Origin of the sequence: Aequorivita marisscotiae, assembly GCF_029814825.1 — a bacterium.
Lineage (GTDB): Bacteria > Bacteroidota > Bacteroidia > Flavobacteriales > Flavobacteriaceae > Aequorivita > Aequorivita marisscotiae.
In genome coordinates, this window is the sequence record NZ_CP122379.1 from 1765721 (window position 1) to 1777163 (window position 11443).

The window sequence follows — 11443 nt, forward strand, 5'->3', positions numbered from 1 at the left end:
GAAAAGATTAAAAGCAATATAGAATGAAAATATTAGTAGGAATATCACGAGTAATTGTTGGGGTACTTTTTATAATAAGCGGTTTAATAAAATTGAATGATCCCGTTGGGTTTTCATTTAAGTTGAAGGATTATTTCGCACCCGAAGTTTTAGATCTCGGTTTTTTAGTTCCCTATGCATTATTGATAGCCATTTTCTTAGTGATTTTTGAAGTCTTGGTTGGCGTTGCTTTGTTATTAGGCTATCTAAAAAAGGCAACACTTTGGGCTTTAATGTTGATGATTGTATTTTTTACATTTCTAACTTTTTATTCGGCTTATTTTAACAAGGTTACAGATTGTGGCTGCTTTGGCGATGCCATTAAACTTACTCCGTGGGAGTCATTCACCAAAGATGTAGTTTTACTTGTTTTAATTGTAATTCTATTTGTAGGTAGAAAGTATATTCAGCCATTTTTTACACGCGAAACTCGAAGCATTTTAATATTTATAGCCTTTATTGGGTGTTTGGGAGTTACCTATTATGTATTGCTTCACCTGCCTATAATTGATTTTCGTCCCTATAAAATAGGCGCAAATATTAAAGAAGGAATGACTGTGCCCGAGAATGCCCCGGGGCCTATTTATGAATACCAATGGAAATTTAACAGTAATGGCGAGGAAATAGTTATTACAACAAATGGCGAATATCCTCAAGTTGACGGAGAGCTTATTAGCACCGAAACCGAAATGATCCAAGAAGGGTACACCCCGCCCATTCACGATTTTACGATGGAACGCGACGGCGAGGATTATACCGAACAATTTTTAGCAGAGGAAAATTTAGTTGTAATTGTTGCCTACAGCCTTGGAAATACTGAAAAAGACGGGTATATTCCCATAAAGGAAATAACCGATAGAGCTTTAAAGAACGGATATAATGTAATTGGTCTTTCGGCTTCTTCGCAGGAAATGACCGAAGCATTAGTTGCAGATTACAAACTTAATTTTAAGTTTTATTTCTGCGATGAAACTACGCTAAAAACCATCGTCCGCAGCAATCCGGGAATATTGGAGTTGGATAACGGAACAATAAAACAAAAACTGCACTGGAACGACGCTCAAAAAATACAGCTACCTGTGGTTGAAAATGCAAAACCTAAGTTAGATCTTTCACTAAAACAACGATTGGACAGCATTTCGGTACTCGATCAAAAATACCGCAATTTAATGCAGGCTCGCTCCTTGGAAGAGCGCAAAACCTTGGGCGAAAAAATGGGTTTATCAGAAGCTGAATACAGTGGTGATTTGGCAAAAATGCAAAGTGTACTGGACAGCGTTAACATGATTTTTGTTGAAAAGTATTTTATTGAAAAAGGCTACCCCGGAAAATCTGTAGTTGGTGAAGAATCGAGTCTTGTAGCTTGGCATGTTTTACAACACAACCCAGATAAAATTCCTCTTTATCTTCCTTTGGTAAAGAAAGCAGCTGCCGAAGGTGAAATCCCAAAAACTTCCGCTGCAATGATGGAAGACCGTTATTTAATGATGGAAGGAAAGCCGCAAATATATGGTACCCAAGGCATGAGTTATGATGACGCCCGAGGCTCGTTTATTTGGCCAATAGCCGATGCTGAAACTGTAAACGAAAGACGTAAAAATGCTGGTTTTGAAGAACCTATTGAAGTATATGCCAAAATACTTTTTGGAGAGGATTTTATTTATGAGCCGCGTACAATGGAACAAATAAACCAGCAATAAGTGGTAGGTTACGTACTTCAAAAATTGGGTTATGCATTGCTTACATTGTTTGGAGTTATAACCGTAATTTTCTTTTTGTTTACAATCTTACCGGGCGATCCAGCACGAATGATGTTAGGCCAAAATGAAACTGCCGAACAGCTTGCCGTCGTAAAAAAGAAATATGGTTTTGACCAGCCCGTTTCAATACAATACGTTCGATATTTAAACGACTTGTCGCTTCTGTCATTTCACAGTAAAAACCCATCAGATTACACTTTCCTTGCCGAGGGTAAATACAATGCAACACTTTTATTTTCGGTTGGCAATACCAACGTTGTTATAAAAACGCCCTACCTACGCGAATCCTTTCAAAAGAATGGAAAAGAAGTAAGTGCCGTAATAGCCGAAACACTACCTAACACTTTTATTCTTGCCGTATCTGCAATTGTTATTGCAATGATCGTAGGTGTTTTGCTCGGAATAATCTCGGTGCTATTTAAAGATGGATTTATCGATAAGGCAATTCAATTATTGAGTACTTTAGGAATGAGCGTACCTTCATTTTTTAGTGCAATTATCTTTGCTTGGGTTTTTGGTTTTTTACTTCACCAATACACCCATTTAAATATGACCGGAAGTCTGTATGCCGTAGACGATTTTGGCAACGGAAAATACATTCAATGGAAAAACCTAATCCTTCCCGCAGTTGTTTTGGGAATTCGTCCATTGGCCGTTGTAAGCCAGTTAATGCGTAATTCCCTTCTCGAAGTTTTAAATCAAGATTATATTCGTACGGCAAAGGCAAAAGGGCTTCCTTTTTACCAGATTATAAAGAAACACGCGCTAAAAAATTCATTGAACCCAGTGGTTACTGCAATTTCCGGATGGTTTGCGAGTATGCTTGCGGGGGCCGTTTTTGTAGAATACATTTTTGGTTGGAATGGTCTGGGGAAAGAAATTGTAAACGCCCTAAATACATTGGATTTACCCGTTATTATGGGGGCTGTAATTGTTATAGCCACTTTGTTTATTGTAATTAATATTTTTGTAGATATAATTTATGGCTGGTTAGACCCGAAAATAAGTCGTCAGTAATAATTTTTGCAAAATGCAAATTTCGCATATGTATTAAAAAACACTATTTATGAGAACGCTATTTTTACTGTTGGTTTTTTTTAATTTCGCTCAGGCACAACAAAAATATTTTTCGGAAGCAGCTTTAAATGAGGTGTTTCTATCGGAAGATGAAACTGAAATTCGCTTTTCAGAAATACTTCAACAATACAAAGGAAAAACCGTATTAATAGATGTTTGGGCCAGTTGGTGCAAAGATTGTATTGAGGGAATGCCAATGGTACAGCAACTTCAAAAGGATCATCCAGAGGTTGTATTTTTGTTTCTGTCATTGGATAAGGAAATTGATAGTTGGAAAAATGGAATTGAAAAATACGGCGTGGTGGGCGAAAATTATTTTATACCCGCAGGTTGGAAAGGCGCTTTTTGTTCGTCTATAGATTTAGACTGGATTCCCAGATATATGGTGATAAATACCGAAGGCGAAATAAGCCTTTACAAAGCCATTAAAGCCAATGATGAAAATTTATTAATTAAATTGAAAAACTAATTTTAAAAACATACCCGTTTATTCGGGCCGGATTATGAGAAAAAAAATAGTAGCTGGAAACTGGAAAATGAATAATGATTTAGCAGAAACGGAAATGTTTTTAGTTGAGTTAAAAAAACAAGTATTTCCAGAAAATGTAACAATAATGATAGCGCCGCCTTTTACAAGTTTAAACCACGCGTTTAACTCATTGCGCGAGCACCCTGTAACCATAGCTTCACAAAATATGCACCAAAGTAATGAAGGAGCCTTTACGGGCGAAATTTCTGCCAAGATGCTAAAAAGCATAGGAGCAAATATCGTTATTTTAGGGCATAGTGAGCGACGTGCTTATTTTATGGAAGACAATGCAACCCTTGCCGAAAAGGTAAATACGGCACTAGAAAATGAAATGACAATAATTTTCTGTATTGGTGAAGAATTGGAAGACCGAAAGAACGACACACATTTTGAAATTATTAAAACACAACTTTCCGAAGGACTTTTTCATACGTCAAATAAGGCGTGGGAATCTATAATAATTGCTTATGAACCTGTTTGGGCAATTGGTACCGGCGAAACTGCCAGCCCGGAGCAGACGCAGGAGATGCACCACTTTATAAGAAAAACCATTGCCGAAAACTATTCAGAAGAAATTGCCGATGGGGTTTCAATTTTATATGGAGGAAGCGTTAAACCCGACAATGCAACTGAAATTTTTAAACAACCCGACGTGGATGGAGGTCTTATTGGCGGTGCTTCGCTAAAGGTTGCAAGTTTTATGGAAATTGTAAATGCTTTTTAACTAAATATTAATTGCAGATTTTTGTAAATTGCACCTACTGTTTTTGAGCTTTTAATTTTTTATACGAATTTAAAATACAATGTCTCATACATATATTGAATATATTTTTAAAGTGGAGCCGCTTCAACCCGGCACCGAAATTCTAATTGCCGAATTAGGTTCCGCAGGTTTTGAAAGTTTTGTAGAAACTGAAGAAGGCGTTAAAGCTTATATCCAATTTGATAAGATGAACTTTGGCGCTTTAGACAAAATCCACATCGTCAAGTCGAAAGAATTCAAGATTGAATTTACTTCGTCAGAAATAGCCCCAGTAAACTGGAATTCTGAGTGGGAGAAAAATTTTGATCCTATTGAAGTAGACGGTAAATGTATAGTTCGTGCACCATTTCATCCTAAGAAAAATTTTGATTTCGACATTGTAATTGAGCCTAAAATGTCTTTCGGGACGGGGCATCACGAAACTACTTTTATGATGCTTCAATTTGTTTTGGAAAACAATTTTGAAGATAAAACTGTGTTAGACATGGGCTGCGGAACGGCTGTATTGGCAATTTTGGCCGAAATGCGCGGCGCTGCGAAACTAGATGCAATTGATATTGATGAATGGTGTTATGAAAATTCAATTGAAAACATTGAAAGAAACAACTGTAGTAAAATTTCAGTTTATTTAGGCGATGCAACCTTGCTTTCGGAAAAAAAATACGACGTTATTATCGCCAACATAAACCGAAATATTCTATTGAACGATATGGAACGTTATAGAAATTGCTTAGACGAAGGCGGAACCCTATATCTAAGCGGATTTTATACTAAAGATTTGCCAATTATAACGGAAACTTGCAATAATCTGGGTTTTACTTTCGTTGAGAATAAGGAAAAAAATAATTGGGTTGCCGCAAAATTTGTAATTTAGTAGTTGCGGATTGGTCGAAAATCCGTTTTTAACGAATTTATAATTAGCACGCTTTGAGTACCAGAGAAAAAATACAGGAAGATGTATCGGTTGAAGAAATGGAAGGCAATCTAAATGAAATTGTACTTTACAATGACGATGTAAACACCTTTGACCACGTAATAAACAGTTTAATTTTTGCGTGCGAACACACGCCGGAACAAGCCGAACAATGTTCTATAATTGTGCATTATAAAGGAAAGTGTACGGTTAAGACCGGTGAGTTTAGCGATTTAAAACCGCGCTGCAGTATGCTTTTGGAAGCTGGATTGAGCGCTGAAATTATCTAATACCACTCAAAATATATGGCGGAAAGTACCACCGCTATTATTAAGAGTATTAATACAATAACTATAAAACCTGCTCCAAAGCGGGTTTTTTTATTGTCTTGAAAAATATAGTCTTTTTCGGTTTTATTGTCAGAGTCTTTTACTATCTTAGTCATAGGTTGGTTTTAAACAGTCTAAAATAGAAAAAAGGAAATAAAAGATTCTAAATATTTCCATAAAAAAACCACGTTTAAAAAACGTGGTTTTTTGGTCGTGACCTTGCCAGGATTCAAACCTGGAACCTCCTGAGCCGTAATCAGGTGCGCTATTCAGTTGCGCCACAAGGCCAAATTAATATTGCTTTAAGCGGGTGCAAATATATTTCTTTTTAAATTGCAAGACAAATTAAAACTTGAAAAAAATGGATTTATCTAAATTTATAAGAAATATTGAGCATTTTCCCAAAGATGGAGTCCATTTTAAAGACATTACTCCCTTGCTCGCAGATAGCGCTGCCATGGCCGATGGGTTAACCCAATTAATGGCTTTGGTGGGTGATGAAAAAATTGATAAAGTAGCCGCAATAGAATCACGTGGGTTTTTCTTCGGAACACTTTTAGCCCAAAATCTAAATGCGGGTTTTGTACCCATTAGAAAACCTGGAAAACTTCCGTATAAAACTTTAAAGGAACCATATCAATTGGAGTATGGAATAGATGCCCTCGAAATTCACGAAGACGCAATTTTAAAAGGCGAACGAGTACTGCTACACGATGATGTTTTGGCTACCGGAGGCACGATGAAGGCAGCGTGCAAATTAATTGAAAGTTTAGGGGGAGAAATTGTGCAATGCAACTTTTTACTTGAATTGGAATTCCTAAACGGAATTCAAAAATTAAAAAATCGCCCCGTAAAATCGTTATTGAAATATTAGTCTAGCGCATTTTTAGTAACCCATAATTTATAGCCAAAGATGGCCATTTGGAATTTGGACGCTTTTGCAAGATCTAGTCCTTGCTTGGTAAAACTAGGAAGTACTTTTTTGTTCACCTTTGCTAGAAATTTAAAAAATTGCTTTTTCATCTGTGATTAGTTTGGTATGAAATTAATCAATTTGAAACAATTCCTTTTAAATGTAATGTTAAATCCTTAAACAGAGCCAGTTCCCGCTGTATTGTAACGATAGTAATATATTTTATCGAGATTCTTTTTGGCATTTATTATCTTCGCCCACAAATAAATTTTGATGGATTATTTATTTCTTTTTCTGGGCTTGCTTTTACTGGTTGTTGGTGGCGAATTTTTAGTGCGGTCGTCGGTGGCACTTTCATTTAAACTCCATCTTTCAAAAATGGTTATCGGGCTTACGGTAGTTTCTTTTGCTACTTCAGCGCCCGAACTTTTGGTGAGTTTACAAGCTGCGCTCAATGGATTTTCAGATATTTCAATAGGTAATGTGTTAGGCTCAAATATTGCTAATATCGGTTTGGTTTTGGGTATTACCGCGGTAATTTCGCCATTGGCAATTGATAAGGATTTCTATAAATTGAACTGGCCGGCAATGATGTTTGCTTCCGTTGCACTTTATTTTATTATGAAAAGCGGAAGTGTTATTAGTCACTCTGAAGGAGTGGCAATGTTGCTGATGCTTTTTGTTTATCTCTGGATTTTAATTAAGCGGGCAAAAGGGCAACGAAAAACTAATCCGGTAGATGATAGTATTGATGAGGGACTGTCTAAAACCTCTAATTTTAAAATTATTGTTTGGTTGTTAATCGGTGCGGTGTCGTTATATGCCGGAAGTGAATTTTTGGTAAATGGTGCCGTCTCTTTGGCTGAGCAATTTGGCGTTAGCGAACGGGTAATAGCGGTAACTATGATTGCTGTCGGAACTAGTATTCCGGAACTAGCTGCTTCGGTCATTGCAGCGTTAAAACGAGAAAAAGCCATTTCGCTTGGCAATTTAATTGGTTCAAATATTTTTAACATCTGTTCTGTATTGGGTATTACAGCAATTATACAGCCCATTGTGGTCAAGAGTGAAGAAGTGCTTACAAGCGATATTTTTTGGATGATAGGTTTTGCTGGTATTTTAGTTCCTTTGGCTTTTCTTCCAAAAGCATTCGAACTTGGGAGGAAAAGAGGTGTTTTTCTAGTAGCAGCCTATGCTATTTTTATAGGAATGACAATTTTAAAATAATTGATTATTCTCGCAAATTTTAAAATTTATAGGGGGTGTTCAAAACTTTTTTGAGTTTTTGAGTAAATAAACCTTAAAAATTAAGGGGGTGTATTTGTGTTTTTTCTATTTTTGCCTCATAAAACTAAAAGCACCACCATGTCCACTTTAAGATTTTTCGCTATTAAGGAAACCTTTAATAGGGTTCCAGTACCCGTTTCGGAAACAGAACGACGATCTGATATTTTCGGAAAAAACGTATTTAGAGAATCTGCCATGCGGCAGTATCTTACAAAAGATTCGTTTAAAAGCGTTATGGATGCCATTGAAAGTGGCTCTAAAATAGAACGCCATATTGCCGACCATATTTCTACGGGAATGAAAGAGTGGGCAATTGCAAAAGGCGCTACACATTATACGCACTGGTTTCAACCTTTAACTGGGGCCACTGCCGAAAAGCACGATGCTTTTTTTGAAACCATGGAACATGGTCAGGCTATTGAAAAGTTTGGTGGCGGGCAATTGGTTCAGCAAGAGCCAGATGCATCGAGTTTTCCCAATGGTGGGATACGAAATACTTTTGAAGCCCGTGGTTATACTGCTTGGGATCCTACTTCTCCGGCATTTATTTACGGAACTACACTATGTATTCCTACTGTTTTTGTTTCTTATACGGGCGAAGCTTTAGATTATAAAACTCCTTTGCTCCGTGCCTTGCAATCTATTGATAATGCGGCGACGGCCGTGGCAAAATATTTCGATAAAAATGTTACCAGAGTGAGTGCCACTTTAGGCTGGGAGCAAGAATACTTTTTAGTAGACAGTGCCTTGGCTGCATCGCGGCCAGATATCTCCTTGGCTGGAAGAACCCTTTTGGGGCATTCTTCGGCAAAGGGGCAACAATTAGACGATCATTATTTCGGGTCTATTCCGGCACGGGTTTTAAACTTTATGCGTCACTTAGAGACTGAATGCATGCTTTTGGGCATTCCCGTAAAAACGCGACATAACGAAGTTGCACCCAACCAGTTTGAATTAGCTCCTATATTTGAAGAAACCAATTTGGCAGTAGATCACAATTCATTATTAATGGATTTAATGCATAAAATTGCCGACAAGCACAATTTTAAGGTGTTATTTCACGAAAAGCCATTTGCCAATGTAAATGGAAGCGGAAAGCACAACAACTGGTCGTTGGCAACCGATACGGGTGTAAACCTTTTAGGGCCTAGCAGCACGCCTATGAAAAATCTTCAGTTTTTAACCTTCTTTATCAATACACTCAAAGCGGTTAACGACCACGAAGAATTACTTAGAGCGTCTATTGCGAGCGCTGGTAACGATCACCGTTTGGGAGCCAATGAAGCACCGCCGGCAATTATTTCGGCATTTATAGGATCGCAATTAACCAATGTTTTGGACGAGCTGGAAAAAGTAACCAGCGGCAAGCTATCTCCGCAGGAAAAAACCGATTTAAAACTAAATGTAGTAGGTAAAATACCTGAAATTTTACTGGATAATACAGATCGAAATCGAACTTCGCCTTTTGCTTTCACCGGAAATAAGTTTGAGTTTAGAGCTGTGGGCTCAACGGCCAATTGCGCCAATCCTATGACGGTTTTGAACGCTATTGTTGCAAACCAACTTATAGCTTTTAAAGCTGAGGTAGATGTGCTAATTAAAGAGAAGAAGATGAAGAAAGACGATGCCATCTTCAATGTTTTAAAAGAATATATAAAAGATTCAAAAAGAATTAGATTTGAAGGCGATGGCTACGGAGAAGCTTGGGAGAAGGAAGCCGAAAAACGTGGATTGAGCAATTATAAAACGACGCCTCGCGCATTGCAAGCAAAAGTTTCTGAAAAATCGATTGCACTTTTTGAAGGACTTGGTATAATGAGTAAAGTAGAACTGGAAGCCCGTTATGAAATTGAAATGGAAGATTACGCCATGCGAATTCAGATTGAAGGGCGAATTTTGGGAGATATTGCCAGAAATCACATTATTCCAACAGGAATTCAGTATCAGAATATTTTAATTGAAAACGTTCAAGGTTTAAAGAATATTTATGGAACCGACTTCAAAAAATTTGCCGGCGAACAAATGCAGCTTATTGAACAAATTAGCGAACATATTGCCAAAATAAACAAGGGTATTACCGAAATGATAGACGCTCGTAGAAAAGCAAACAAAATTGAAGATGTAGTTGAAAGAGCATTTGCGTATTGCGATGATGTAAAATCGTATTTTCAAGTAATTCGCTATCATTGCGATAAGCTAGAATTATTAGTAGATGACGAGCTGTGGCCACTAACCAAATATCGCGAGCTTTTATTCACTAAATAGCAAAGCGTTTAAAGCAGTAGTTTAACTAATAAAACCGTCTACCCTGTGTTAGGCGGTTTTTTTTAGATTCTTTTAGAAAAAGGCTTTTAATCTGGCAAATTTAATACTGTACTTGCGGTATTTTTAGCTTCTGCACCTTCAATTTTAAACGTCTTTTAAGGGTATTATGCTGCTAATTGAAAAAAGGCGAAGCCACTACCTTTGTGGGCTTTTTATTAATCCGTACTTTTGTGTCCTTAACCAAAAGCAATGAGTAAAGAAATTTCAAAACGTTACGCGCAAAGAGGAGTGTCTGCCGGAAAAGAAGATGTGCACAATGCGATTAAAAATGTAGATAAGGGATTGTTTCCGAAAGCATTTTGCAAGATTGTCCCCGATTATTTAACCGGTGACGAAAACCACTGCCTTATTATGCATGCCGATGGGGCAGGAACAAAGTCTTCTTTAGCATACGCATATTGGAAAGAAACGGGCGATCTTTCGGTTTGGAAGGGAATTGCACAAGACGCACTCATTATGAATATTGATGACCTGCTATGCGTTGGTGCGGTAGATAATATTATGCTTTCTTCGACTATTGGAAGAAATAAAAACTTAATTCCGGGCGAAGTTATTTCGGCGATTATTAACGGTACGGAGGAGCTAATTTCAGAAATGAAAAATTTTGGAGTTACTATTCATTCCACAGGGGGCGAAACAGCAGATGTGGGTGATCTTGTGCGTACAATTATTGTAGATTCTACAGTTACTGCGCGTATGAAGCGAAGTAATGTTGTGGATAACGCAAACATAAAACCGGGCGATGTTATTGTAGGTTTGGCTTCTTTTGGGCAAGCTACTTATGAAAAGGAATACAACGGCGGAATGGGCAGTAACGGATTAACTTCGGCTAGGCACGATGTGTTTGAAAAATACTTAGCAACTAAATATCCCGAGACATTTGATGCCTCTGTGCCTTCAGAATTAGTTTATTCCGGTTCAAAAAAATTAGACGATGTTGTTGCCGAGAGCCCATTGAATGCCGGAAAATTGGTGCTTTCGCCTACCAGAACGTATGCTCCCATTATTAAAGAAATTCTTGCAAACTTTAGTACTACCGAAATTCACGGAATGGTGCACTGTAGCGGTGGCGCACAGACAAAAATTCTTCATTTTGTTGATGATCTCCACATTATTAAAGACAATTTATTTGATGTTCCGCCATTGTTTAAACTTATTCAAGAAGAAAGTAAAACGGATTGGAAGGAGATGTATCAGGTTTTTAATATGGGACATAGAATGGAACTTTATGTGCCAGAGAAAATCGCAGATGCTATTATAAAAATTTCAAAATCGTTTAATGTTGAAGCACAAATTATAGGTCGCGTAGAAGGCGCAACTTCAAAAAAATTGACAATTAAATCTTCGGTAGGAGAGTTTCAATATTAAATCTAAAAAGAATATAGCTAAAGTTGAAGCCGTTTTCGGTTAAAGTGAAAATTTGGATTCCCCAGTTTATTTAGGTTAGCTCCTGTTTCAAATTTAGTAACGCCCAGTGACTATTTTCAAATTTCATAAATAAAATTACC

General features: G+C 37.3%; 12 protein-coding genes and 1 tRNA gene. 10 read left to right on the forward strand and 3 right to left on the reverse strand.

Annotation, left to right across the window (positions count from 1 at the left end):
- The first annotated feature begins 23 nt into the window (after positions 1-23).
- The 6 genes from QCQ61_RS08080 (at position 24) to QCQ61_RS08105 (ending at position 5371) form a co-directional block, all read left to right on the forward strand.
- Positions 24-1739, forward strand: a complete 1716-nt coding sequence (locus QCQ61_RS08080) for a BT_3928 family protein (RefSeq protein ID WP_279447124.1) — start codon at positions 24-26, stop codon at positions 1737-1739.
- Positions 1740-2816 carry an ABC transporter permease gene (locus QCQ61_RS08085; RefSeq protein ID WP_279447125.1) on the forward strand — a complete coding sequence of 359 codons (1077 nt, stop codon included), beginning with the start codon at positions 1740-1742 and terminating at the stop codon, positions 2814-2816.
- Between the two features lie 49 nt (positions 2817-2865).
- Complete coding sequence (locus QCQ61_RS08090; RefSeq protein ID WP_279447126.1) at positions 2866-3345, forward strand: TlpA family protein disulfide reductase; 480 nt, start codon at positions 2866-2868, stop codon at positions 3343-3345.
- A 34-nt stretch (positions 3346-3379) separates the two neighbouring features.
- Positions 3380-4129: a triose-phosphate isomerase gene (gene tpiA / locus QCQ61_RS08095; protein ID WP_279447127.1), complete on the forward strand. Its 750-nt coding sequence runs from the start codon at positions 3380-3382 to the stop codon at positions 4127-4129.
- Positions 4130-4208: 79 nt separating this feature from the next.
- Positions 4209-5042 carry a 50S ribosomal protein L11 methyltransferase gene (gene prmA / locus QCQ61_RS08100; RefSeq protein WP_279447128.1) on the forward strand — a complete coding sequence of 278 codons (834 nt, stop codon included), beginning with the start codon at positions 4209-4211 and terminating at the stop codon, positions 5040-5042.
- Positions 5043-5095: 53 nt separating this feature from the next.
- Positions 5096-5371, forward strand: a complete 276-nt coding sequence (locus QCQ61_RS08105) for an ATP-dependent Clp protease adaptor ClpS (RefSeq protein ID WP_279447129.1) — start codon at positions 5096-5098, stop codon at positions 5369-5371.
- Here QCQ61_RS08105 and QCQ61_RS08110 read toward each other — a convergent pair.
- Together QCQ61_RS08110 and QCQ61_RS08115 are read right to left on the reverse strand one after the other, a co-directional pair.
- Positions 5368-5526, reverse strand: coding sequence for a hypothetical protein (locus QCQ61_RS08110; RefSeq protein WP_279447130.1), 159 nt, complete (start codon positions 5524-5526; stop codon positions 5368-5370). The genes QCQ61_RS08105 and QCQ61_RS08110 overlap by 4 nt on opposite strands.
- Positions 5527-5624: 98 nt before the next feature.
- A tRNA-Arg gene (locus QCQ61_RS08115) sits at positions 5625-5698 on the reverse strand.
- 73 nt (positions 5699-5771) lie between these two features.
- On the opposite strand from QCQ61_RS08115, the gene QCQ61_RS08120 reads away from it, so the two are divergent.
- Positions 5772-6284 carry an adenine phosphoribosyltransferase gene (locus tag QCQ61_RS08120; RefSeq protein WP_279447131.1) on the forward strand — a complete coding sequence of 171 codons (513 nt, stop codon included), beginning with the start codon at positions 5772-5774 and terminating at the stop codon, positions 6282-6284.
- Here the strand turns inward: QCQ61_RS08120 and QCQ61_RS08125 are convergent.
- Positions 6281-6433 carry an SsrA-binding protein gene (locus QCQ61_RS08125; RefSeq protein WP_279447132.1) on the reverse strand — a complete coding sequence of 51 codons (153 nt, stop codon included), beginning with the start codon at positions 6431-6433 and terminating at the stop codon, positions 6281-6283. The genes QCQ61_RS08120 and QCQ61_RS08125 overlap by 4 nt on opposite strands.
- A 163-nt stretch (positions 6434-6596) precedes the next feature.
- On the opposite strand from QCQ61_RS08125, the gene QCQ61_RS08130 reads away from it, so the two are divergent.
- The 3 genes from QCQ61_RS08130 to QCQ61_RS08140 all read left to right on the forward strand — a co-directional run bounded on the left by QCQ61_RS08130 (position 6597) and on the right by QCQ61_RS08140 (position 11303).
- A complete protein-coding gene (locus QCQ61_RS08130) occupies positions 6597-7550 on the forward strand; it encodes a calcium/sodium antiporter (RefSeq protein WP_279447133.1) in 954 nt (317 codons plus the stop codon).
- Positions 7551-7688: 138 nt separating this feature from the next.
- On the forward strand, positions 7689-9875 hold the full coding sequence (locus tag QCQ61_RS08135) for a glutamine synthetase III family protein (protein ID WP_279447134.1): 2187 nt from the start codon (positions 7689-7691) through the stop codon (positions 9873-9875).
- Positions 9876-10124: 249 nt separating this feature from the next.
- Positions 10125-11303: an AIR synthase related protein gene (locus tag QCQ61_RS08140; RefSeq protein ID WP_279447136.1), complete on the forward strand. Its 1179-nt coding sequence runs from the start codon at positions 10125-10127 to the stop codon at positions 11301-11303.
- Positions 11304-11443 lie beyond the last annotated feature (140 nt).